Annotated in this window: 18 protein-coding genes; 13 read left to right on the top strand and 5 right to left on the bottom strand. The window is 66.9% G+C overall.

Annotated elements, in window-relative coordinates; genetic code table 11:
- Window positions 1-14: 14 nt before the first annotated feature.
- Both AC5P60_RS11950 and tkt read left to right on the top strand, forming a co-directional pair.
- Entirely contained in the window at window positions 15-1,334 is a 1,320-nt protein-coding gene (locus AC5P60_RS11950; RefSeq protein WP_005410848.1) for a dicarboxylate/amino acid:cation symporter, read from the top strand.
- Between the two features lie 215 nt (window positions 1,335-1,549).
- On the top strand, window positions 1,550-3,547 hold the full coding sequence (gene tkt / locus AC5P60_RS11945; protein ID WP_005410847.1) for a transketolase: 1,998 nt from the start codon (window positions 1,550-1,552) through the stop codon (window positions 3,545-3,547).
- Between the two features lie 125 nt (window positions 3,548-3,672).
- On the opposite strand, the gene AC5P60_RS11940 is transcribed toward tkt, so the two are convergent.
- Complete coding sequence (locus tag AC5P60_RS11940) at window positions 3,673-5,625, bottom strand: acetyl-CoA hydrolase/transferase C-terminal domain-containing protein (RefSeq protein WP_033834930.1); 1,953 nt, start codon at window positions 5,623-5,625, stop codon at window positions 3,673-3,675.
- A 34-nt stretch (window positions 5,626-5,659) separates the two neighbouring features.
- The gene (locus AC5P60_RS11935; RefSeq protein ID WP_033834929.1) at window positions 5,660-6,217 is read right to left on the bottom strand and encodes a flavin reductase family protein; all 558 of its coding nucleotides are present in this window, start codon (window positions 6,215-6,217) and stop codon (window positions 5,660-5,662) included.
- A gap of 118 nt (window positions 6,218-6,335) precedes the next feature.
- Here AC5P60_RS11935 and AC5P60_RS11930 point away from each other — a divergent pair, with 118 nt between their 5' ends.
- Genes AC5P60_RS11930 through AC5P60_RS11920 form a run of 3 tightly spaced genes read left to right on the top strand, consistent with a single transcriptional unit; the run spans window position 6,336 to window position 8,453 of the window.
- On the top strand, window positions 6,336-6,701 hold the full coding sequence (locus AC5P60_RS11930; protein WP_033834928.1) for a BlaI/MecI/CopY family transcriptional regulator: 366 nt from the start codon (window positions 6,336-6,338) through the stop codon (window positions 6,699-6,701).
- Complete coding sequence (locus AC5P60_RS11925) at window positions 6,694-7,893, top strand: M56 family metallopeptidase (RefSeq protein ID WP_049404053.1); 1,200 nt, start codon at window positions 6,694-6,696, stop codon at window positions 7,891-7,893. The genes AC5P60_RS11930 and AC5P60_RS11925 overlap by 8 nt, the downstream gene beginning before the upstream one ends.
- Window positions 7,890-8,453 carry a hypothetical protein gene (locus AC5P60_RS11920; protein WP_024958475.1) on the top strand — a complete coding sequence of 188 codons (564 nt, stop codon included), beginning with the start codon at window positions 7,890-7,892 and terminating at the stop codon, window positions 8,451-8,453. Before AC5P60_RS11925 ends, AC5P60_RS11920 begins: the two co-directional genes overlap by 4 nt.
- Before the next feature lie 55 nt (window positions 8,454-8,508).
- On the opposite strand, the gene AC5P60_RS11915 is transcribed toward AC5P60_RS11920, so the two are convergent.
- The 3 genes from AC5P60_RS11915 to AC5P60_RS11905 all read right to left on the bottom strand — a co-directional run bounded on the left by AC5P60_RS11915 (window position 8,509) and on the right by AC5P60_RS11905 (window position 11,001).
- Window positions 8,509-9,309: an MBL fold metallo-hydrolase gene (locus AC5P60_RS11915; protein WP_322535007.1), complete on the bottom strand. Its 801-nt coding sequence runs from the start codon at window positions 9,307-9,309 to the stop codon at window positions 8,509-8,511.
- 11 nt (window positions 9,310-9,320) lie between these two features.
- Entirely contained in the window at window positions 9,321-10,139 is an 819-nt protein-coding gene (locus AC5P60_RS11910) for a S1/P1 nuclease (protein WP_024958473.1), read from the bottom strand.
- 232 nt (window positions 10,140-10,371) lie between these two features.
- Complete coding sequence (locus tag AC5P60_RS11905) at window positions 10,372-11,001, bottom strand: OmpW/AlkL family protein (protein WP_005410839.1); 630 nt, start codon at window positions 10,999-11,001, stop codon at window positions 10,372-10,374.
- Between the two features lie 191 nt (window positions 11,002-11,192).
- Between AC5P60_RS11905 and gap the strand changes: the two genes are divergently transcribed.
- From gap to AC5P60_RS11865, 8 genes are all read left to right on the top strand, one after another.
- Window positions 11,193-12,197, top strand: a complete 1,005-nt coding sequence (gene gap / locus AC5P60_RS11900) for a type I glyceraldehyde-3-phosphate dehydrogenase (RefSeq protein ID WP_005414333.1) — start codon at window positions 11,193-11,195, stop codon at window positions 12,195-12,197.
- A 125-nt stretch (window positions 12,198-12,322) separates the two neighbouring features.
- Entirely contained in the window at window positions 12,323-14,992 is a 2,670-nt protein-coding gene (locus tag AC5P60_RS11895; RefSeq protein ID WP_495201745.1) for a DUF2339 domain-containing protein, read from the top strand.
- Entirely contained in the window at window positions 14,989-16,365 is a 1,377-nt protein-coding gene (locus AC5P60_RS11890) for a DUF3999 domain-containing protein (RefSeq protein ID WP_495201744.1), read from the top strand. The genes AC5P60_RS11895 and AC5P60_RS11890 overlap by 4 nt, the downstream gene beginning before the upstream one ends.
- A 666-nt stretch (window positions 16,366-17,031) precedes the next feature.
- Window positions 17,032-18,207, top strand: coding sequence for a phosphoglycerate kinase (locus AC5P60_RS11885; protein ID WP_012481128.1), 1,176 nt, complete (start codon window positions 17,032-17,034; stop codon window positions 18,205-18,207).
- Entirely contained in the window at window positions 18,204-18,857 is a 654-nt protein-coding gene (locus AC5P60_RS11880) for an HAD hydrolase-like protein (protein WP_111187921.1), read from the top strand. The genes AC5P60_RS11885 and AC5P60_RS11880 overlap by 4 nt, the downstream gene beginning before the upstream one ends.
- A 216-nt stretch (window positions 18,858-19,073) precedes the next feature.
- Complete coding sequence (pyk, locus tag AC5P60_RS11875; protein WP_005410833.1) at window positions 19,074-20,540, top strand: pyruvate kinase; 1,467 nt, start codon at window positions 19,074-19,076, stop codon at window positions 20,538-20,540.
- A 196-nt stretch (window positions 20,541-20,736) separates the two neighbouring features.
- Window positions 20,737-21,741: a class I fructose-bisphosphate aldolase gene (locus AC5P60_RS11870; RefSeq protein WP_005410832.1), complete on the top strand. Its 1,005-nt coding sequence runs from the start codon at window positions 20,737-20,739 to the stop codon at window positions 21,739-21,741.
- A gap of 129 nt (window positions 21,742-21,870) precedes the next feature.
- Complete coding sequence (locus AC5P60_RS11865) at window positions 21,871-23,016, top strand: ABC transporter substrate-binding protein (RefSeq protein WP_495201743.1); 1,146 nt, start codon at window positions 21,871-21,873, stop codon at window positions 23,014-23,016.
- Window positions 23,017-23,036: the final 20 nt, after the last annotated feature.

Below are 23,036 nucleotides of genomic sequence, written 5' to 3'. Positions count from 1 at the left end.
GAGGAAACCCGCGCATGACAGCAGCTGCTGCCGACAAGAAGAAGTTGCCCCTGCATTGGAAGATGGGCATCGGCTTTGCGATCGGCCTGATCCTGGGACTGATCGTGCACGCACTGGGCGGCAGCGTCGATGGTCTGCAGGCCGGTGCCAAGTGGGTAATGGACTACATCACCACCCCGGCGTCGGGCCTGTTCCTCAACCTGATCTTCATGCTGATCGTGCCGCTGATCTTCTCGGCGCTGATCATGGGCGTGTCGGAGATGGGCGACATCCGCGCCCTCGGCCGCATCGGCTGGAAGACCCTGGCGTATACCGTGCTGCTGTCCGGCATTGCCGTGGGCATCGGCCTGGTGCTGGTCAACCTGCTCAAGCCGGGTGCCGGCGTCGATCCACAGGTCGCCGCGATGATGCTCTCGGAGAACGCCGAGCGCAGCAAGGAAATCGTTGCTGGCATCCATGGCACGCCGAAGGGCATGGACATGCTGCTGTCGATCGTGCCGAGCAACGTGCTGCAGGCCGCGTCCGACAACGGCGCGATCCTGTCGCTGATGTTCTTCGCGCTGATGTTCGGCATCGGCATGGTGCTGACCGACAACGAGAAGGTGGCCCCGCTGCGCCGCGCCATCGAGGGCGTGTTCGAAATCTCGATGACCCTGATCAACCTGGTCATCCGCCTGGCTCCGTATGCGGTGGCCTGCTTCATGTTCAACCTGGCCGCGCTGTTCGGCTTCGAGCTGATCATCCGCCTCGGTGCCTACGTGGGCGTGGTAGTGCTGGCACTCGGCCTGCACATGATCGTGACCTACGGTACCGCCGTGTGGCTGTCCGGCCGTTCGCCGCTGTCGTTCTTCCGCGATACCCAGGAAGCGACGGTGATGGCGTTCTCCACCGCCTCCAGCAACGCCACCCTGCCGACCGCGCTGCGCGTGGCCGACCAGATGGGCCTGCCGCAGCGCGTGTCGCGCTTCGTGCTGACCGTGGGCGCCACCGCCAACCAGAACGGCACCGCGCTGTTCGAGGGCGTGACGGTGATCTTCCTGGCCCAGTTCTTCGGCGTGGACCTGAGCATCGGCCAGCAGATCATGGTGATGGCGGTCTGCATCCTCGGTGGCATCGGCACCGCCGGCGTGCCGTCGGGCTCGCTACCGGTGGTGGCGATGATCTGTGCGATGGTGGGCGTGAACCCGCTGGGCATCGGCCTGATCCTGGGCGTGAACCACTTCCTGGACATGTGCCGTACCGCGCTGAACGTGACCGGCGACCTGGCCCTGACCACCCTGGTGGCCAAGGGCGAATCGCACGACGGCCCGGCGCTGGGCCCGCAGCAGGACTGAGTCCAACGCCACTGCTGGCGACCTGATCGGGGTCGGATTCCTTTCCGCAGGGAAAGGGCTCCGACCCCGCTTCACATGCGGAATCCGGGGGAGATGACGACGTTGCCGGCCAGCGGCCGGCACGACCGGGCAAGGTGAACCGACCCCCCGCCCGGCGACTATGGGACAATAGGCCGCCCGCACGTCCGCGGCCGCCTCCCGATTCCGACAGAACCATGACGCAGCCTACCCGTCGCCAGTTGGCCAACGCCATCCGCTTCCTTGCCGCCGATGCGGTTGAAACCGCAAAGTCCGGCCACCCCGGCATGCCCATGGGCATGGCCGACATCGCCGAAGTCCTCTGGAACGACTACCTCCGCCATAACCCGAGCAACCCGCACTGGTTCAACCGCGACCGTTTCGTGCTGTCCAACGGCCACGGTTCGATGCTGCAGTACGCGCTGCTGCACCTGAGTGGTTACGACCTGCCGATCGAGCAGCTGAAGCTGTTCCGCCAGCTGGGCAGCCACACCGCCGGTCACCCGGAGCGCCACGAGACCCCGGGCGTGGAAACCACCACCGGCCCGCTGGGCCAGGGTTTCGCCAATGCCGTGGGCTTCGCCCTGGCCGAGAAGCTGCTGGCACAGCGCTTCAACCGCCCGGAGCTGGAAGTGGTCGACCACCGCACCTGGGTGTTCATGGGCGATGGCTGCCTGATGGAAGGCGTGTCGCATGAAGCCGCTTCGCTGGCCGGTACCTGGGGCCTGCACAAGCTGGTCTGCTTCTGGGACAACAATCACATCTCCATCGACGGCAACGTCGAGGGCTGGTTCACCGACAACACCCCGGAGCGTTTCGAGGCCTATGGCTGGAACGTGGTGCGCGATGTCGATGGCCATGACCCGGAGAGCATCAAGGCCGGCATCGAGGCCGCGCTGTCGCAGAGCGACAAGCCGACCCTGATCTGCTGCCGCACCACCATTGGCTTTGGTTCGCCGAACAAGGCGGGCAAGGAATCCAGCCACGGCGCACCGCTGGGCAAGGACGAACTGGAAGCCACCCGCAAGCAGCTGGGCTGGGAATACGGTCCGTTCGAGATCCCGCAGGCGATCTACGACGGCTGGCGCGCCAACGGCGCCGGCACGCTGCGCCAGGCCGAGTGGGAACAGCTGTTCGACAAGTACGCCAGCCAGTACCCGGCTGAAGCAGCCGAACTGACCCGCCGCTCGCATGGCGAACTGCCGGCCGACTTCGTTGCCAAGGCCGATGCCTACATCGCCCAGGTGGCCGCCGAAGGCCCGACGATCGCCTCGCGCAAGGCGTCGCAGCTGGCCATCGAAGCCTACGCACCGCTGCTGCCGGAAATCGTCGGCGGCTCGGCCGACCTGGCGCACTCCAACCTGACCCTGTGGAAGGGCAGCAAATCGGTTGCCAGCGACGACGCCAACGCCAACTACGTGTACTACGGCGTGCGCGAGTTCGGCATGACCGCCATCGCCAACGGCCTGGCCCTGCACGGTGGCTTCATTCCGTTCGACGCCACCTTCCTGGTGTTCAGCGACTACGCCCGCAACGGCGTGCGCATGAGCGCGCTGATCCCGGCCCACGCCATCCACGTCTACACCCACGACTCGATCGGCCTGGGCGAAGACGGTCCGACCCACCAGCCGGTGGAGCACCTGGCCTCGCTGCGCTACATCCCGAACAACGACGTGTGGCGTCCGTGCGATGCGGTCGAGTCGGCGGTGAGCTGGAAGGCTGCGATCACCCGCCAGGACGGCCCGAGCTGCCTGGTGTTCAGCCGCCAGAACCTGCCGCACCAGCCGCGCAACGCCGAGCAGATCGCCCAGATCGAGCGCGGTGGCTACGTGCTGGCCGATGCTGCTGGTACCCCGGACGTGATCCTGATCGCCACCGGTTCGGAAGTCTCGCTGGCCACCGAAGCCAAGGCCCAGCTGGACGCGGCCGGCCTCAAGACCCGCGTGGTCTCGATGCCGTCCACCGACGTGTTCCTGCGCCAGGATGCGGCCTACCGTGAATCGGTGCTGCCGAACGCCGTGCGCAAGCGCGTGGCGGTGGAAGCCGGCGTCACCGGTTTCTGGCGCCAGTTCGTCGGCCTGGACGGTGCCGTGATCGGTATCGACACCTTCGGTGCCTCGGCCCCGGCCGACCAGCTGTACAAGCACTTCGGCATCACCACTGCCCACGTGGTGGAAGCGGCCAAGTCGCTGTAAGCAGCTTCGCGACGTAATGAGGAAAGGCCGGCGCACGCCGGCCTTTTCTTTGCCGCAGGAAAAAGGGGACGGAGGGGATTAAGTCGTTTGTGCACATGCGACTTAATCCCCTCCGTCCCCTTTTCTCAGGCGGTACGCGCCAGCGCCAGCCGCAGCAGTCGCGCGTCCAGGCGCTCGGCGAAATCCTTCGGGGCCTGCAGGCCCATGCGCTGCAGGTACACCGCATCGCCGTCGCCGGCCGGTTGCCGCAGAGCCGCCCAGACCGTGCGCAGCTTGTCGCCGCGGGTCTGCGTGTTGGCCTTCAGCCAACCCAGCGCCTTCACCAGCACCTGCTCGATCTCGTTGAAGTCGCTGCCCAGCGGATAGTCCGGCAGGCTGCCGTCGGCGCGGAACGGTGCCAGTGCCGCCGCCAGTGCCTGCGGCGTGTTGCGCTGCTGGCGCTCCGGATCCGGTTGCGTGGCTGCCAGCAGCTTGCGCGAGGCCTGTGCCTGCTGCAGCAGGCCGCTCTGGAACGGGGCCTCGGTGATCGCCGTCATCGCATGCACGCAGTCCTCGTCGGTCAGTCCACGCAGGTCGGCGATGCCGTATTCGTTGAGGTAGATGTCGCGCAGGTGGCGCGGGATGGTGGTGTGCCCGTAGTTCCAGCGCACGTTGGATTCGCGCTGGCCCTTGTCATCGCGCGCCGCGCGGAACATCAAGACGCTGCGCGCTTCCGGCAGGGCATGTGCCATCGCCACGAAGTTGTACTGGCCACCCACGCCGGACACCACACGTCCGTCGTCCAGCGCATCCGACACGGCCGCGCCCAGTGCAGTGGCCATCATGCAGGAGTTGAAGAAGCGCGCATGGCGGCGTTGCAGGCGCTCCAGCGTCTCGTTGCCGCCATACAGCTGGTTGATTTCGCTGATGCGGCGCATGCCGATCGCACGGCATTCGTCTTCCGGCAGCGTGCGCAGCCACTCGTAGAACTCCGGCGAGCCCAGGTAGAACGCGCCGTGCAGGTACTCGCCCTCGGCGGCCAGGGTGGCGTGGTCGATGGACAGCGTGCTGCCGTTCTCGATGCGCTGCATCAGCGCCAGGTCGTCGTGCACCTTGCGCTTGATCACCCCGGTCTGCACCAGCCGGCGGAAGCCTTCGTTGAGCATCTCGCTGCAGCCGTACAGGCCCACCTCGAACGGATCCAGTCCGCCGATCTCCTGCACCAGCGGGTGGCTGGCAAGCTGTGGATCCAGCGCATGCAGCACGCGGCGGTAGCGCGCGTTGTCGGTGTGGCGCAGCACCAGCGCATGGCTGAGCGCGTCGGCCAGCGTGCCGATGCCGATCTGCAGGGTGCCGCCGTCGCGCACCAGCGTGCTGGCGTACAGGCCGATGGCGTAGTCGGCATCGCCCACCGGCTGCCGCGGCAGCCCGAACAGCGCCGGGTACGGCGGCGGCGGGGTGATCACCAGATCGAAGAACGACACATCGACCGTGGCCGAGCCGCCCATGTAAGGCAGCTGCGGATCGATCTCGGCGATCAGCAACGGGCGCGGCAGCCCGCGCGCGGTCATCGCATCCAGCGTGTCCTGGGTGATGTCGTTGTTGCACGACAGCGAAAGCCGGCGATCGTTCGGCCGCATCGCCACCTTCTGCACGATCACCTGCGGCGCGCGCTGCGCGACCGCATCGGCGGCGTGGGTGTAGTTCAGGCTGGTATAGGTGGATTGCGCCTGGCGCGAACCGAGCAGGGCGCCGGACTGCATGTAGAACTCTTCCACCTGCACATGTGCCGGCAGTGCATCGCGCGCGATCGCATCGGCATAGGCCAGGCGCGGGAAATCGTCGCCGAAATGGCGCTGCGCGAACGGCGCCATGAAGCGCGCTTCCAGGCCGTTGCCGCGCGCCTTCGGCGGGTTCAGCGACAGCGCGGTATACAGCTGCAGCGGTCGCGATGGATCGTGCTCGACGCGTGCATAAAGGGCATTGAGCAGCCGATGCGGCTTGCCCAGTGCCAGCGGTGCCCCGATCCGCAGCGGCCCGTCCACGCGCGCAAACAACCAGTCGACGGCGGCGTCCAGGTCGGTGAGGTGTTCGGTCATGCGCGGCGGTCCTGCGTGTGGGGGAGTGCTGGCATTACAGCATGTCGGGCTTGAACCGCCGTCGACGCGAGACTTCGGTGCCAGACACCATGAACTGGCCATCGCCCCGGTAATGCACCGTGCGCGGCAGTTTCGGCCGGGGCGCGACGTGGGCGCGCACGATTTCCCAGATGAACAGGTTGCTCGATTGCACCTGGCTGTCGTCGTAGAGTCGGCATTCGAAGCTCGAATGACATTGGCCGACCAGCGGCGCGCCGACCTCGCGCGCGGGCAGCGCATCGAGCTCGAAACGGGCGAACTTGTCGACCTCGCGGCCGCTGCAGTTGCCGATGTCCACCACGGTGTCGAGCAGTTCCACGCCCGGCACATTGATCACGCACTCGCCGCTGCCACGGGCCAGCGCGTGGCTGTGGTTCGCGTCCCACAGGTAGGTGGCGACCAATGACGGCGAGAAGCCCATCACCATGTGCCAGCCCATCGTCATCAGGTTGCGCTGGCCACGCCAGGCGGTACTGACCAGCACGATCGGGCCAGGTTCGAGGAAGCGGCGGGCCTGCTCGACCGGGAAATCCTTCTTGGGCAGCGCTTTCATCCGGGGCCTGGAGCGGGAGGCATCGATGCTGGCGCAGCCGGGATGAACCTGGAGTCGAGGGGCTTGACAGACGATTCGATTACGCGCGTAATCGTTGCGTCGATTACGGATGTAAACCATGACCCCGATCAGCGAAGCCGAAGCCGTTGTGATGGATGTGCTGTGGCAGCAGGCACCGCGTAGCGCCGATGAAGTGGTAGCCGCACTGGCCCACCGCGACTGGGCCGAACCGACCATCAAGACCCTGCTCAATCGTCTGCTGACCAAGGGCGCGATTGCTGCCGAACGTGATGGCCGGCGCTACCTGTACCGGCCGCTGCTGCAGCGCCAGGCGTGGGTGGAGGCGCAGAGCCAGGACTTCATCGGCCGTGTCTTTGAAGGGCGCGTTGCGCCGTTGGTCGCGCACTTCAGCGAACGCGGCCAGTTGAGTGCGCAGGACATCGCCGAACTGAAGAAACTGATCCAGGAGCTGGACCATGACTGAGCTGCTCAACGGAGTGTGGCAGGCCAGCCTGTGGTTGGCGGTGGGCGCGGTCCTGCTGGCGGTGATGCGGCCGCTGCTGGTGCGATTGGGGGGCGCTGGTCTGGCATACCGCAGCTGGTGGCTGCTGCCGATGCTGCTGGTGGCACTGATGCTGCCGTTGCCGCAGGTTGCGTTGTTGCAGCAGGTACCCACGCTGCCGCTGAAAGTGCTGCCCGGTGCCATTGATGGCGCGGCCGGCCAGTCCTTGCCATGGGCCGGGTTGTTGCTGGCATTCTGGGCCGTGGGCATGGGCCTCTGCCTGCTGCGCGACCTGCGTGCGCAGCGCCGTTTCGAACGGAGCATGGGTCCACTGACGCCGCGCACCGATGGTAGCTGGCAGGCGAGCGGCGACCCGGGCCTGCCAGCGCTGGTTGGCCTGTGGCGGCCGCGCATCGTGGTCGGCCCTGACTTCGACCAGCACTTCAGTGCACAGGAACAGCACCTGATCCTGCAGCACGAACGCAGCCACCGTCGCAATGGCGACCACTGGGCCAACGGCGCGCTGCTGCTGGTGCGCGCGGTGTTCTGGTTCCACCCGTTGCTGCCTTGGGCCGCACGCCGCTTCCTGCGCGACCAGGAACTGGCCTGCGATGCCCGCACCATCGGCCCGCAGCCTGCGCTGCGCGGCCTCTACGCCAGCACGCTGCTGAAGGCGCAGCTGGTCCAACCGGTTGCGCCCGCGGTCTGCCATTGGCGCAGCCAACCCGTGTTGAAGGAGCGCATCGCCATGTTGAAGCAGTCCAAGCGGAAGGCATTGCCGTGGGTGTCGGGACAGGTACTGGTGGTCGGGGTGTGCCTGGGAATGGGAGCGGTGGCGTGGGCCAGCCAGGGCGGAGGCGCGGGAGGCGCGGCAGGGTCCGTCATGGACCGGGAGATCCAGGTCGACAAGATGCCGCCACCGTCCTATCCGAAATCTGCGGTCGAGCAGCGCCAGGTGGGCGTGGTGAACCTGCGCGTGGAAGTGGACGCCCAAGGCCATCCCACCGACGTCCAGGTGCTCAGCGCCACCAATCCGGGGGTGTTCGATGCTGTCTCGATTGCTGCGGCGCGCAGCTGGAGCTATCGGCCCGCAGTGAAGAACGGCAAGCCGGTGGCCGGTGCCGTGCGCGTCCCGATTACCTACGCCATGGATGACACCGAGGACACGAAGTGAAGCGAGCGCCGCTGCTGATGATGGCCGTGCTCCTGGCGGGATGTGCAACCCAGGATCGCCTGACCACGGCCGATACCCGCAGCGAGAATGTCGGTCACCAGCGCCTGCGACCCGATGCGGGGGGAGGGACCGGCCAGATCCAGCCCTACGCACTGGCCGCCAGCGAAGGCTACCGCATGCCACAACTGCATACGGCACCGGACCCGGTAGTGGGCGAGCGTGATCCACGCACCTCGCTGCCGCCGACTACGGTCTGCCTGCAGGTGGTGGTGGATGCGCAGGGCAGCGTTGAGCGCAGCATCCCGCTGACCGACCGCAGCGAATGCAGTGCGGGTGAGGCACCGGAGAATGCGCCCTTGCTGCAGGCAGCGCAGGAGGCGGTTGCCATGTGGAAGTACTCGTCTGCCGCAGTCTGCCACTTCGCGGCAGGTAAAGTGCCGGCAGATCGCGGCGACTGCCGCAGTGCCGAGCGGGTCGAACCGGTGGCCGTCACCCTGCAGTACGCCTTCACCTTCGAGGTCGTGAAGGGCCGGCAGACGGTCCGCACGCAGGGAAAATGATCGCGCGTGATGCCGGGTGGCGCCGGGCCATGCCCGGCCAGTACAGCGGCGTCGATCAGGCCCCGCCCTGGATGTTGGCCTTCACTGCGGGCTGCATCAGTTTCGGTTCTTCCAGCATGGCATCACGGGCCTGTCGCACGCTGACGAACTCCGCCTCGGCTACGCCGTCATGCACGTGGATGTTGTGCGCGCGCTGTTCGCCGATGGTGGTTTCGTTGGCGAAACTGCGTCCACCCGGGCCGTAGTCGTGGCAGACGAACACGCGCGTTGCATCGGGCAGGGCCAGCAGGCGCTGGATCGAGCGGTACAGCTGCGCGGCATCACCACCCGGGAAGTCACAGCGGGCGGTGCCGCCATCGGGCATGAACAGCGAGTCACCGGTGAACAGCGCATCGTCGATCAGGTAGGCGATGCTGTCGCTGGTATGGCCGGGCACGGCGATCACCTGGCAGCGCAGTTCGCCCAGAGCGAAGGTTTCGCCGTCGCTGAACAGGTGATCGAAGATTTCATCTGCGGCAGGAAGCTGCAGGCCATAGCGTGGTGCAAACGTTGCCTGTACCGCGCGGATGCCTTCGCCGATGGCCAGCGTGGCCTGCGGGAACCGATGCTTCAGGCGCCGCCCGGCCGACACATGGTCAGCGTGGGCATGGGTTTCCAGCAGCCAGCGCAGCTGCAGGCCGTGTTGCTCGATGGCCTGCAACGCGGCATGCAGCGGCGCTTCACTGCTGGCGTCGGTATCCGGGTCGTAGTCCAGGACCGGGTCGATCAGCGCTGCCTCGCTACTGGCCGGGTCGCTGACCAGGTAGCTGAAGGTATTGCTGTCACGGTGGAAGAACGACTGCACCTGGACTGACATTGGAATCCTCCTCAGCGCGCGCCGAGCACGCGGTTCAGCAACTGCGCCAGGTTTTCACCGGCCAGTCGCAGCTGCGCTTCGGCCAGCGGCCGGTAGCGCTCGGTGTATTCGTCACCGATTTTACGCGTGGCCGGATAAACGCCAGCTTGCATGGAAATGCGGCAGCTGGCCTCGGCCCACGTCTGCGGGTCGCGCTGCGGGTTGGACTGGCGCGCCAGCTTCGGCGCGCGCTGGCTCTGCAGCAGCGGCAGGTAGCCCGCGTCGTCCAGCTTGCGGGTGTTGAGCATGCCGCTGTCCCACAGCGAGTGCAGGTTGGTACCGCGGTTGCCGAACTGCAGCTGGAAATCGTTGCCGCCCTTGTCGTGCGCGTAACCGGCGTGCATCGGCTGATGGATGTCGCCGACCAGGTGCACGACGAACTTCAGCGCCTGCAGGCGCTCGCCATCGGTCAGGCTGCGGTCGCCGAGGATGGCGCTCTGTGCTTTCAGCGCCTCGACAATGCAGTTGCCGTTCCTGCAGTGCTTCGGTGCTTCGTAATGGCAATTGTCTTCGGCGATGTTGACGTAGTGCCAGCCGGCCGAGCGACGGCCCAGGCCCGGATCCTTGGCGCGCAACTGGTCGGCCCAGGGCGCGATGCTGGCCAGCGTGGCGTCCGGTTCGGTGGCCAGCAGGCGATCCACTTCGGCACGGGCGGTGGGATTGAGGCGGGCGTCGGCGACTTCGGCGACAAGGCGGTGGCCTTGTGCGCCCCAGGCATGGGCCGGGGCGGAAGCGGACAGCAGGGCCGGCGCCAGGGCGGCGGCGAGGAACAGGGAATGCAGGGCTTTCATGTGCACATTCTAGCGGGGTAGGTGGATTGAAAAGCGGTGCGTCCCAGTTCCGAAGCGGGAGCGCAGCGGGAGGCGCGGCGTGTCCCGGCTCTGCTCCCCGCCTCGCCCCAGCTCCGGAACCGCTTCAGTCCCAGGCACAAAAAAAGCCCCGGCAATCACCGGGGCAACATGCTGCGAGGGTTTTGCGTATGGCGGGGGAGCGGGGGCGAAGCCCCCGCGCCCAACACACCGCTTAGAACTTGAAGACGTACGACGCGCCGTAGACCAGCGGATCGATGTTGACCGTGCCGATCTTCTCGCCGTTCAACTTCACCTTGCTGTCGATGTCGATCCAGCGCATGTCCACACGCAGGGCGCCCTTCTCGCCGATCGCGAAGTCGATGCCCGCATGCGCGGCCAGGCCCCACGAATCCTGCAGCTTCAGCTTGCTGCCGGCCAGCGCACCGGTGGTGTCTTCGCTGAAGAAGGTCGTGTAGTTCACGCCCGCGCCGACGAACGGCGAGACCTTGCCCTTGCTGTTGAAGTGGTACTGCAGGGTCACCACCGGCGGCAACTGCTTGGTGCTGCCGACGCGGCCGAGGCCATTGATGTTGATGTCGTGCTTGAACGGCAGCGCGGCCAGCACTTCGATGCCCAGGTTGTCGGCAATGAAGTACTCGCCGGTGATGGTCGGCTTGACGTCGTTGTCGACGTCGACCTTCAGCGTGTGGCCGGCCAGCCAGCCGTTGTTCGACTTCGGCGCCACCTGGTGGACGCCGGCCGAGACGGTCCAGTCGCCCTTGGACTGGGCCATGGCCGGGGCGGCGGCGAGGGACAGGGCGGCGGCCAGGCCGGCCAGGATCAGGGGGGAGGTCTTGCGCATGGGGGTGATCTCGTTGCTGGGTGGATGGCGACAGTCTCGGCCTCACGCCGTGCTAACGCTTTGATCCGGATCAAATCCTGTCCGCCGGCCCTCTGGCCCGGGCGCTGGCCCACGGTGGCCAGCCCCGGTTTGCTAGACTTGTGGGCCCTATCCATCCCGCCGCACCCGTAGCGGCCGCAGGAGCTTGAGAAATGGCAATCAAGGTTGGTATCAACGGTTTCGGTCGCATCGGGCGTAACGTCCTGCGCTCGGCGGTGCTGAACTTCGGCGACGACATCGAAATCGTGGCCATCAACGATCTGCTGGAGCCGGACTACCTGGCGTACATGCTCAAGTACGACTCCGTGCACGGCCGCTTCAAGGCCGACGTGGCAGTGCAGGGCAACGACCTGCTGGTCAACGGCAAGAAGATCCGCCTGACCCAGGAACGCGACCCGGCCAACCTGAAGTGGGATGAAGTCGGTGCCGACGTGGTGCTGGAAGCCACCGGCCTGTTCCTGACCAAGGAAACCGCGCAGAAGCACATCGATGCCGGCGCCAAGAAGGTCATCATGTCGGCGCCGTCGAAGGACGACACGCCGATGTTCGTCTACGGCGTGAACGACAAGACCTACGCCGGCCAGGCGATCATTTCCAACGCCTCGTGCACCACCAACTGCCTGGCCCCGCTGGCCAAGGTCATCAATGACAAGTGGGGCATCAAACGCGGCCTGATGACCACCGTGCATGCGGCAACCGCCACCCAGAAGACCGTCGATGGCCCGTCCAACAAGGACTGGCGCGGTGGCCGTGGCATCCTGGAGAACATCATCCCGTCGTCCACCGGTGCGGCCAAGGCCGTCGGCGTGGTCATCCCGGAACTGAACAAGAAGCTGACCGGCATGAGCTTCCGCGTCCCGACCTCTGACGTGTCGGTGGTCGACCTGACCGTCGAACTGGAAAAGGAAGCCACCTACGCCGAGATCTGCGCGGAAGTGAAGGCACAGAGCGAAGGCCCGCTGAAGGGCATCCTGGGCTACACCGAAGACAAGGTGGTGGCCACCGATTTCCGCGGCGAAACCTGCACTTCGGTGTTCGACGCCGACGCTGGCATCGCCCTGGACGGCACCTTCGTCAAGCTGGTCACCTGGTACGACAACGAGTGGGGCTACTCGAACAAGTGCCTGGAAATGGCCAAGGTCATCGCCGCCAAGTAAGGCCGGCGAAGATCGCACACGGACCCCGGCCTGGCCGGGGTTCGTCGTTTATGGGGCCGGCCCTGTCGTAGCATGGGCCGGTCGACCGCTGCCGCTGGGGCGCGGGAACGCTATGGAAGCACGCAATGGAAGCACTGATTGCCCTGGTCGTACTGGTCCTGCTGGCCATCCCGCTGCTGCTGGTGGTGGCGCTGGTGATGATTGCCGGCCTGCGCCGCCGCGTCGCCGCGCTGGAAAGCGCCATGGCTGCCGCGCCGGTCGCCGCCATGCACGCGCCTGAACGGCCTGCGGCCCCCCCTGTGGCCAGTGCCGATCCACCGTTCCTGCGGCCGGTGGCGGCTGCTGCACCGCCTCCGCCTCCGCCTCCGCCTCAGCCAACGCCGGTGCGCGAAGCGGTGCCTGCGGCAACGGAGGCGCCGCGCCCGATCGCACCACCGCCGGTGCCACCCGCGCCGATGCAGCCACCGTTGCCTTCCGGACCGGCGCTGCCGAACTTCATCGAGCGCGGCAGTGGCGCGGTCAAGCGCTGGTTCACCGAGGGCAACGTGCCGGTGAAGATCGGCATGCTGGTGCTGCTGGCCGGTGTCGCTGCGCTGCTGAAGTACGTCAGCGACCAGGGCTGGCTGGTGCTGCCGATCGAGCTGCGCCTGGCCGGTGTGACCGTCGGTGCACTGGGCCTGCTGGCGTTCGGCTGGCACCAGCGCGAGCGCCGGCGCCTGTTTGCGCTGGCCTTGCAGGGCGGTGCCATCGGCGTGCTGCTGTTGACCATCTTCGCGGCCTTCAAGCGTTTCGAGCTGATTCCGCCGGGCTTCGCCTTCGTCAGCTCCATTGCACTGGTGGCCGCGCTGTGCGTGCTGGCGGTGGTGCAGAACTCGCGTACGCTGGCGGTGCTGGGCATCCTCGCCGGCTTCATGGCACCGCTGTGGCTGTCCACCGGCAGCGGCAACCACGTGGGGTTGTTCAGCTACTACGCCGTGCTCAACGCCGGCATCTTCGCCATTGCCTGGTTCCGACCGTGGCGCGCGCTGAACCTGCTGGGCTTCGCCTTCACCTTCGGTATCGGCACGTTCTGGGGCGTGCTGCAGTACGCGCCTGACAAGTTCAGCAGCACCGAGCCGTTCCTGCTGCTGTTCTTCGCCTTCTACCTGCTGATCCCGTTGCTCTACGCACGCCGGCAGCCCGCCGGGCAGCGTGACCTGGTCGATGGCAGCCTGGTGTTCGGTACGCCGTTGGTCGCGTTCTCGTTGCAGGCGGGGATGCTGTACCAGCAGCCGATGACGCTGGCGCTGTGCGCAGTGGGCCTGGCCGCGATCTACGCGGCGCTGGCGTGGGCGTTGATCAGGCGCGCGTCGTACACCGTGCTGGCGCAGTCGCACGCGGTGCTGGCGGTGGGCTTTGCCACGCTGGCGGTGCCGCTGGCCTTGTCGGCGCGGGCCACCGGCGCGGTCTTCGCGCTGGAAGGCGCCGGACTGGCCTGGTTGGGCCTGCGCCAGAAGCGCTGGCTGCCGCAGGTGTCCGGCGCGCTGCTGCAGATGGGCGCTGCGTTCGCCTTCGTGGCCGGTGGCGATCACTGGCATGAGGACCTGCGTTTCCTGATCAATCCGACTGCCATCGGGGCGCTGCTGCTGGCCCTGGCCGGCTTCGCGTCGGCCTGGAGCTACCAGCGCAGGTCACGCCACGAGATCGCCCTGGTCTACTACCTGTGGGGCCTGCTGTGGTGGCTGGGCGGCATGGTGCATGAGATCACCCGCTTCTTCCCGTACCGCGCCGAAGTGGACGCGTTGCTGGTGCTGGCCGCCGTCACTGCCTGGCTGGCCGCCGAAATGCAGCGCCGTCAGCCGGCACGCGCACTGGGCGTGACCGCGCTGGCCATGCTGGCGCTGGGCTTCCCGCTGGCGCTGATGCAGAGCGACGCGCACCATCAGCCATTCGCCGGCTACGGTGCGCTGGCCTGGGCGGTGTTCGCGGTGATGGGCGTGCGCACGCTGCTCTGCCTGCGCCAGGGGGGCGACAGCGTGGCAAGCATCGCGCAGTTCCTGTGGTGGCTGTTGTGGCCGTCTCTGCTTTCGCTGCTGGCCCTGTGGGGCGGTGGCGAGGCCGGGCTGGCACAGGGCTGGACCACGTTGCTGGTGACGGTGCCGTGGCTGCTGATGGCGGCGCTGTCGCTGTGGCGCTGGAATGCGCTTCGCTGGCCGCTGGGTGCAGCGTTCGATCGCGTGCGCCAGCCGCTGCAGTGCGTGCTGTTCGGCCTGTTGTCGATCGGCTGGCTGTTCGGACAGCTGCTGCCGGGCGATGCTGCGCCGCTGCTCTGGCTGCCGGTATTGAATCCGGCCGAGCTCGGACAGTGGCTGAGCCTGTTGCTGCTTGCACGCTGGCTGTACAGCGATCAGGCGCCGAAGACCCTGTCGGGAATCCGCATGCCGCTGCTGTCACTGGCAACGTTCGTCGCGCTGACCAGCGTGGTGCTGCATGGCGTGCATCAGTGGGGCGGCCTGTCGTGGAGTGCGTCGATGATGCGTTCCAGCCTGGCGCAGACCAGCCTGACCGTGCTGTGGAGCGTGCTTGGCGTGATTGCCTGGGTGTGGGGATCGCGCCGTGGCCAGCGCGTGTTGTGGATGGTCGGTGCCGTGCTGATGGGCGTGGTGCTGGCCAAGCTGGTCATCGTCGATCGCCAGCACCTGGGCAACCTGCTGGGCATCGCATCGTTCATCGCCTACGGCCTGCTGTGCACGGTCGTGGGTTATCTGGCACCGGCACCGCCCAGCGCGGCGCCGTCCATGGAGGAAAAACGATGAGGAAGTGGAGCAGGGCGCTGCTGCCGGCGATGTTCGGCATGCTGGCCGCCGTCGCGGTGCAGGCCGCCGACTACCGCACGCAGTACGCCGAGCAGTGGCCGTTGACGCTGTCCAGCGCACAGTCCGGTGCGTACAGGGTGGTTCTGGAGCCGGCGATCTATCGCCGTGCAGGTGCCGCAGACCTGGGTGACCTGCAGGTGTTCAACGCCGCCGGCCAATCGTTGCCATCGGCATTGCTGGCGCCGGACCAGCCGCTGGCACAGCCGCCGGTGCAGCGTGAGCTGCCGTGGTTCGCGCTGCCGCCGCTGGCCGAAGCACAGCGCAACGATCTGCAGTTGCTGACCGAGCGCGATACCGATGGCCGTGTCCGTCGCGTCGAAGCACGCGTGAGCGGCGGTGCGGCAGCGAACGGGCAGGGTGGTTGGCTGATCGATGCCAGCGTGCTCGGCCAGCAACCGTTGGCGGCACTGGTGCTGGACTGGGCTGACAGCGGACAGCCGTTGCAAGCGCAGGTGCAGCTGGATGCCAGCGACGACCTGCAGCATTGGCGTCCGATCGGGCGTGACATCCCGCTGGTCGACCTGCAGCGTGCTGGCAAGCGCCTGCTGCAGCGCCGCCTGCAGGTGGACGGCGAGGCGCGCTATCTGCGCGTGCTGGCGCAGGGCGATGCGCGCCTGCCGACGCTGCGCAGCGTGCTGGCCGAGCTGCCGCCGGCGCCGGCCACGCTGCCGTGGGAGTGGCTGTCGCTGGAACCGGTCTCGAAGGGCAAGGGTGAATACACCTTCGAACTCGACGGCCGTTTCCCGGTAGCGCGCGTGGATGTGACCAGCACCGACAACAGCCTGGTGCAGTGGACGTTGTTCAGCCGCGATGACGAGCGTGCGGAATGGCAGCGCCGCAGTGCGCCATGGATTGCGTACCAACTGCAGCAGGGCGCGCAGGGCCAGCGCCAGCAATCAGCGGCCCAGCCGCTGGGGGGCGTGCATCGTGACCGCTACTGGAAGCTGGTGGCGAACCCGGCGGTAACTGCGACCGCACCGACCCTGCGCTTGGGCTACCAGCCGGAAGTACTGGTGTTCCTGAGCCAGGGGGCAGCGCCGTATGCACTGGCAGTGGGCAGCGCGACCGCGCGCCGCATGGAAGCGCCGATCGGTGTGTTGATCGAGGAACTGCGGCAGCGCAATGATCCGTCGTGGCAGCCGACGCTGGCGCGCCTGGAGGGCAGCCCGGAGCCGCTGGCCGGTGACGCGGCGCTGAAACCGCAGCACGATTGGAAGGCGTGGTTGCTGTGGGCGTTGCTGGGGCTGGGTGTGTTGGTTGTTGGCGGCCTGGCGGTCAGCCTGCTTCGGCAGAAGCCGGCGCCTTCGGAATAGGTTCCAGCGAACGGCGCAGCCCCTCGTGGGTGGCTGCAAAGCGCGATCCCGGGGATGGGCCGAGCGGGTGGGCAGGGCAGGGGACGCCGTGAATCCGTCCCTGGAGGCTTAGCCGCGCCATCCATGGCGCGGATACCCCTGCCCAGCCCACCCGCCCGGCCTCTGACAGTTTCCGTGTGCGTCCACCCACGGAAAGAAAAAAAGAAGAGCAAAAGCTGCTTGGCTGGGCGCTCTTTCTAGAGCCGAGCCCACGCTCGGCTGCTCTCCAAGAGATCTCCAGCCGAGCATCAGCTCGGCTCAACCTTCCATCTCCCTCCGACACCAGAAACCGCCTTTGCTTTCGCCGTCCGCTCCGCCTCATGAACCTGTCGAGGCCGGGGTGGTCTGGGCTCGCGGGGGCGTAAGCGCCATGGATGGCGCGCCCGAGCCTCCAGGGATGGATTCACGGCGTCCCCCGCGAGCCCACACCGCCCCGGCCCACTCACGGCACCACGAAGCGCCAGCGCTTTGGCTCTGGCTGTGCTGTTGCTGTTGCTGCTGCAGTTGCAGTTGCAGTTGCAGTTACGCCTCTGCCTGCCGCAGGCATCGACCCTCCCACCACCCGCACCCGATACAATGGCCGCCTGCCGCATTCCGGCATCCCGTCCCCGAGCCAAAGAGTTGCCCATGTCCATCGTCCGCATGACCGACCTCGACCTCTCCGGCAAGCGCGTGCTGATCCGCCAGGATCTGAACGTGCCGATCGAGAATGGCCGCATCACTTCCGAACAGCGCATCACCGCTTCGCTGCCGACGCTCAAGCGCGCGCTGGAGCAGGGCGCGGCGGTGATGGTCACCTCGCACCTGGGGCGCCCGAAGGAAGGTGTGTGGAGCGAAGCCGATTCGCTGGCGCCGGTGGCCCAGCGCCTGTCCGAGCTGCTCGGTCGCGAGGTTCCGCTGGTGCGCGACTGGGTCGACGGTGTAGAGGTCCAGCCGGGCCAGCTGGTGCTGCTGGAAAACTGCCGCATGAACGTCGGCGAGGGCAAGGACGATGAAGCCCTGTCGAAGAAGTACGCCGCCCTGTGCGATGTGTTCGTGATGGACGCCTTCGGCACCGCGCACCGTGCGCAGGCCTCCACACACGGTGTCATCCGCTTCGCCCCGGTTGCTGCCGGTGGCCCGCTGCTGATGGCCGAACTGGACGCGCTGGCGCAGGCGCTGGATGCACCGGCCAAGCCGCTGCTGGCCATCGTCGCCGGCAGCAAGGTCAGCACCAAGCTGGAACTGCTGGCCAACCTGGTCGGCAAGGTCGACCAGCTGATCGTCGGTGGTGGCATCGCCAACACCTTCATCGCTGCCGCCGGCTACAACGTCGGCAAGTCGCTGTACGAGCCGGACCTGCTGGACACCGCGAAGAAGATCGTGGCCGATGCCAAGGCGCGCGGCGCCGACATCCCGCTGCCGGTGGACGTGGTGACCGCCAAGCAGTTCATGCCCGACGCGGTCGCCGAGGTGAAGGCAGTCGACGCCGTTGCCGAAGATGATCTGATCCTGGACATCGGCCCGCAGACCGCGGCGCAGTACGCGCAGCTGATCGACAAGGCCGGTACCGTGGTCTGGAACGGCCCGGTCGGTGTGTTCGAGTTCGAGGCCTTCAGCAAGGGCACCGAAGCGCTGGCCCGCGCCATCGCCAGCTCCAGGGCGTTCTCCATCGCCGGTGGCGGCGACACCCTGGCGGCGGTCGACAAGTTCGATATCGCCCAGCAGGTCAGCTACATCTCCACCGGCGGCGGCGCGTTCCTGGAGTTCCTGGAGGGCAAGACCCTGCCGGCGGTGGCCGCACTCGACGCGCGCGGCGCATGAGTGCCGGGCACGGCAAGGATGTCCTGTTCTTCGACCTGGACGGCACGCTGATCGACTCGCAGGTGGGCATCACCGCCTGCATCGCCTATGCGCTGCAGAAGATGGACCATCCGGTGCCGCCGGAGGAGACGCTGCTGGGCTGGATCGGTCCTTCGCTGCGTACCACCTTCACGCCACTGTTCGTCGAACCAGCGCGGGTGGAGCAGGCGGTGGGCTATTACCGCGAGCGCTTCGATGCCGAAGGCTGGCGCGAACACACGGTGTACCCGCAGGTGGAAGACACCCTGCGCACGCTGCATGGCCGAGGCCACCGCCTGGCGGTGGTCACCGCCAAGAACGAGCCGCATGCGCGCCGCATCCTTGCGCACCTGCCGTTTGGCGGGCTGTTCGAGGAGATCGTCGGTTCGACCCTGGACGGCTCGCGCAGCCACAAGCCCGAGCTGGTCGGGGAGGCACTGCGCCGCCTGCAGCTGCAGCCCGCACAGTGCTGGATGATCGGCGACCGCCGCATGGACATCGAGGGCGCACGCCACCACGGCCTGCGCAGCGTGGGCGTGCTGTGGGGCTTTGGCGGTGAGGCCGAACTGACCGAAGCCGGTGCGGGCCAGCTGGCTCGCGAGCCGGCACAGCTGACGACGCTGTTGGCCTAGCCACCCCGCCTGGAGAGCTGGCCCCACGCTCGGCTGATTGCGGCCCACGGTGCAGCCGGGCATGGCCCGGCTCTACAGAACACCCTGCGCCAGCGTATGTCCGGGTGATGTCCGTTCCATGACCCGCGAAGTCAGGCAGCACAAGGCTGTAACCGTATACATGCGGCGTGAAGGATGTGCTAATTTCCGTTCTTTATCGGGAGAGGCCCATTCACCATGTTCGAGCGTCAGCGTCGCACCAAGATCCTTGCCACCCTCGGTCCGGCCACTGATCCGCCGGGCGTGCTGGAGGATCTTTTCCGCGCCGGCGTCAACGTGGTGCGCCTCAACTTCAGCCATGGTGACCCGTCCGGCCAGGCCAAGCGTGCCGCCGAAGTGCGTGCCGCCGCCGCCCGCGTCGGCGTGGAAGTGGGCATCCTGGCCGACCTGCCGGGCCCGAAGATCCGCATCGAGCGCTTCGCAGAAGGCAAGGTGCAGCTGAAGGCGGGCAACCGCTTCGACCTGATCGCCAGCACCAGCGCCGGCCCGGGTGATGCCACCCAGGTGGGTGTGAGCTACCTCGGCCTGCCGCAGGACGTGGGTCCGGGCGACGTCCTGCTGCTCGACGACGGCCTGATGCAGCTGCAGGTGGTGGAGGTGCAGGGCGAACGCATCATCAATACCGTACTGAACGACGGTGTGCTGTCCGACCGCAAGGGCCTGAACAAGCAGGGCGGCGGCCTCTCGCTGGGCGCGCTGACCGAGCGCGACAAGGAACTGATCGGCATCGTCGCCAAGATCGGTGTCGACTTCATCGCCGTGTCGTTCTGCCGCAACGCACAGGACATGAACGATGCGCGTGACATCGCCCGCTCGCATGGCTGTGATGCTGCGCTGGTGTCGAAGATCGAGCGCACCGAGGCCATCGAGAACCTGGAAGAAATCGTCGAGGCCAGCGACGTGGTGATGGTCGCCCGTGGCGACCTTGGCGTGGAGATCGGCGATGCCGAACTGCCGGGCCTGCAGAAGAAGATCATCAAGGCCTCGCTGGCACAGAACAAGGTGGTGATCACCGCCACGCAGATGCTGCAGTCGATGGTGGAAAGCCCGATTCCGACCCGTGCCGAAGTGCTGGACGTGGCCAACTCGGTCATCGACGGCACCGATGCGGTGATGCTGTCGGCCGAAACCGCTGCAGGTGCCTGGCCGGTCAAGGCGGTCGAAGCAATGGCGCGCATCTGCCTGGGGGCCGAGCGCCAGTTCCAGACCGAGACCGACTTCAACGCTTCGCCGCGCAACCTCGAGCGTGCCGACCAGGCCATTGCCATGGCCACCATGTTCCTGTCCCAGCACGTGGGCGTGCGCGCGATCGTGGCAATGACCGAGTCCGGTGGCACCGCGCGTTACCTGTCGCGTTTCCGCGCCAAGGCGCCGGTGTTCGCGGTGACCCGCCATGATGGCGCGCGCCGGCAGATGGCGCTGATGCGCGATGTGTTCCCGATCAACTTCGACAGCCGCGGCCTGACCCCGCGCGAAGCCGCGCGCGGCAGCATCCGCCTGCTGGTGGAAGCCGAACTGCTGCAGGCCGGCGACCGCGTCGTGTTCACCAGCGGCGAGCACATGGAAACCCACGGTGCCACCAATACCCTGCGCCTGCTGGAAGTGGGTGAAGACGGCCGCGCCATTGGGCTGGGCGATCTGTAAACCCAGTCGGTCTTGGGTCGGAGCCGCTGCGCGGATCCGACCCGGGGTCAGATCCCCAAAGGGGCTCTGACCCCATGCCGCAGGACATCCCTTGTCCTGCGCGGACATTGGAATCGTTTCCATCCTGGCCTCGACACCGGGGCAACGGGCAGCGGGGCTATACTTACGTTTTTCCCGCACCCGCCACAGGAAATACATGAGCATCGAACAGCTGGCCGAAACCGCCCAGGCCATGGTCGCCCCGGGCAAGGGCATCATCGCGATCGACGAATCCACCGCTACCATCGCCAAGCGTTTCGCCGGCGTCGGTATCGAGAACACCGAGGAGAACCGTCGTGCCTACCGCGAGCTGCTGCTGACCACGCCGAAGCTCAACGAGCACATTTCCGGCGCCATCCTGTACGACGAAACCATCCGCCAGTCGACCAGGGACGGCGTGCCGTTCGCCAAGTACATGGCCGACCACGGCATGATTCCGGGCATCAAGGTGGACAAGGGTGCGCACCCGCTTGCCGGCTGCCCGGGCGAGCTGGTCACCGAAGGCCTGGACGGCCTGCGCGAGCGCCTGCAGGAGTACTACAAGCTGGGTGCGCGCTTCGCCAAGTGGCGTGCGGTCATCAACATCGGCGAGAGCATTCCGTCGGGCACCTGCATCGAGTCCAACGCCCATGCGCTGGCCCGTTATGCCGCCCTGTGCCAGGAATGCGGCCTGGTGCCGATGGTCGAGCCGGAAGTGATCATGGACGGCGACCACGACATCGAGACCTGCTACGAAGTCACCGAAGCCACCCTGCGTTCGCTGTTCGACGCGCTGTACCAGCAGAACGTGCTGCTGGAAGGCACCATCCTGAAGGCGTCCATGGTCATCTCCGGCAAGAACTGCGATGAGCAGGCCGACGTCGAGGAAGTGGCCGAGTCGACCGTGATGTGCCTGAAGAGCACCGTGCCGGCCATCCTGCCGGGCGTGGTGTTCCTGTCCGGTGGCCAGAGCGACGAGCAGTCCACCGAGCACCTGAACGCGATGAACCAGCTGGGCAACCTGCCGTGGCCGCTGAGCTTCTCCTACGGCCGCGCCATGCAGCAGGCCGCGCTGAAGCTGTGGGCCAAGGACATGAAGGGCAACTACGCAGCCGCCCAGAAGACCGTGTACGAGCGTGCCAAGGACAACGGCCTGGCTGCGCTGGGCAAGTGGAACGGCTGATCCGTCCCATCGCTGGATGAACAAGGCAGCGCCGGCATCACGCCGGCGTTTGCTTTTGCGGGTATCTTTTCCGCCCCCGCGTGCCCGGCCGGTACGCGGGAACCACATGGAAGGCCAAGGAGAAACAACATGCGTTTGGCAGCAATCACACTGGCCGTAGCCACGGTCCTGGTCGCCGGCGGGTGCAACCGTATCGGCGGCGGCGCAGAGGCAGGCAAGGCCGCGTCGCTCGATTTCGACAAGCCGGTGTCCGGCGAGATCACCTCGCGCAGCGGCATCAACTTCAATGATGGCAGCCATCACCAGCTCTACCAGATCAAGCTGGAAGACAAGGATCTGGTCGGCCTGAAGCTCACTGGTGCCCTCAGCGGCTCGATCGCCGTTTTCAACAACGGCAGTCTTGTTTCCACCAGCAACACCGGTTACGAACGCGAAGGCGACGTCTCGCTGGCGTTCAGTGCCAATGGCGGCGGCACCTACCAGGTGGCGGTCAATGCCGATGGCCCGACCGCCTTTGGTCCGTATCGCCTGCGAGCCGAGAAGCTGAAACCTTACGACGGCAAGCCGTTGGCGGGCAGTGGCGAAATCGTGGACATGCTGGCCAGTGACTCGCAGGACTACACCTTGCAGGTGGACAAGGCCGGCCTGTACGAAATCCGCCTGGTGTCGGATGTCTTCGATCCGGTGCTGAAGCTGTCGGGCCAGGGCGTTGAAGCCGAAAACGACGATGGTAACGACAGCACCAACTCGCGGCTGACCCTGTCGCTGAAGCCGGGCAAGTACACCCTGACCGCGCGCGGCCTCGGCAGCGGTGTCAATGGCATGTTCACCCTGTCTGCCACCCGCATCGAACTGCCGGGGAATCTGGTCGAGCGCGATGGCACCGCCCTGCCGAAGTCGGGCAGCGTGTACACCATGCTGGACAACGAAGGCCGTCGCCGCTTCCTGCTGACCCTGGACCGGCCGGCCGACGTGCGCCTGGATGCGATTTCCAGCCAGGTCGATACCGTGCTGCGCGTGGTCGGTGGCGATGTCGAGCTGACCGACGACGACGGTGGCAACGGTACCAACTCGCGCCTGGAAGAGACTCTGCCGGCCGGTCATTACACCGTCGACGTGTCCAGCCTGAACAATGGTGCAGGCATGGTCGAGGTGCGCGTGCAGGTGGAAGGAGCCAGCGCCGAGGGTGCTGCCGCCTCGGCTGCACGTGCCGCTGCCGACGCTGCAGCCGCCGTGGCCGATGACGCCGCTGCGGTGGAAGCTGCCAGTCGTTGAGCGTGATCCACGCCATGCGT

Source organism: Stenotrophomonas sp. YJH_SMC_120, assembly GCF_059368675.1.
This window is presented reverse-complemented; position numbering and strand designations above follow the sequence as displayed.

Excerpts from the sequence above, each read along its gene's own strand:
- AC5P60_RS11885 (WP_012481128.1), top strand. The coding sequence starts at position 17,032 with ATGTCCATCGTCCGCATGACCGACCTCGACCTCTCCGGCAAGCGCGTG.
- AC5P60_RS11870 (WP_005410832.1), top strand. The coding sequence starts at position 20,737 with ATGAGCATCGAACAGCTGGCCGAAACCGCCCAGGCCATGGTCGCCCCG.
- AC5P60_RS11925 (WP_049404053.1), top strand. The coding sequence starts at position 6,694 with ATGACTGAGCTGCTCAACGGAGTGTGGCAGGCCAGCCTGTGGTTGGCG.
- pyk (WP_005410833.1), top strand. The coding sequence starts at position 19,074 with ATGTTCGAGCGTCAGCGTCGCACCAAGATCCTTGCCACCCTCGGTCCG.
- AC5P60_RS11890 (WP_495201744.1), top strand. The coding sequence starts at position 14,989 with ATGAGGAAGTGGAGCAGGGCGCTGCTGCCGGCGATGTTCGGCATGCTG.
- AC5P60_RS11880 (WP_111187921.1), top strand. The coding sequence starts at position 18,204 with ATGAGTGCCGGGCACGGCAAGGATGTCCTGTTCTTCGACCTGGACGGC.
- AC5P60_RS11935 (WP_033834929.1), bottom strand. The coding sequence starts at position 6,217 with ATGAAAGCGCTGCCCAAGAAGGATTTCCCGGTCGAGCAGGCCCGCCGC.
- AC5P60_RS11895 (WP_495201745.1), top strand. The coding sequence starts at position 12,323 with ATGGAAGCACTGATTGCCCTGGTCGTACTGGTCCTGCTGGCCATCCCG.
- tkt (WP_005410847.1), top strand. The coding sequence starts at position 1,550 with ATGACGCAGCCTACCCGTCGCCAGTTGGCCAACGCCATCCGCTTCCTT.
- AC5P60_RS11865 (WP_495201743.1), top strand. The coding sequence starts at position 21,871 with ATGCGTTTGGCAGCAATCACACTGGCCGTAGCCACGGTCCTGGTCGCC.
- AC5P60_RS11950 (WP_005410848.1), top strand. The coding sequence starts at position 15 with ATGACAGCAGCTGCTGCCGACAAGAAGAAGTTGCCCCTGCATTGGAAG.
- AC5P60_RS11940 (WP_033834930.1), bottom strand. The coding sequence starts at position 5,625 with ATGACCGAACACCTCACCGACCTGGACGCCGCCGTCGACTGGTTGTTT.
- AC5P60_RS11910 (WP_024958473.1), bottom strand. The coding sequence starts at position 10,139 with ATGAAAGCCCTGCATTCCCTGTTCCTCGCCGCCGCCCTGGCGCCGGCC.
- gap (WP_005414333.1), top strand. The coding sequence starts at position 11,193 with ATGGCAATCAAGGTTGGTATCAACGGTTTCGGTCGCATCGGGCGTAAC.
- AC5P60_RS11905 (WP_005410839.1), bottom strand. The coding sequence starts at position 11,001 with ATGCGCAAGACCTCCCCCCTGATCCTGGCCGGCCTGGCCGCCGCCCTG.
- AC5P60_RS11915 (WP_322535007.1), bottom strand. The coding sequence starts at position 9,309 with ATGTCAGTCCAGGTGCAGTCGTTCTTCCACCGTGACAGCAATACCTTC.
- AC5P60_RS11930 (WP_033834928.1), top strand. The coding sequence starts at position 6,336 with ATGACCCCGATCAGCGAAGCCGAAGCCGTTGTGATGGATGTGCTGTGG.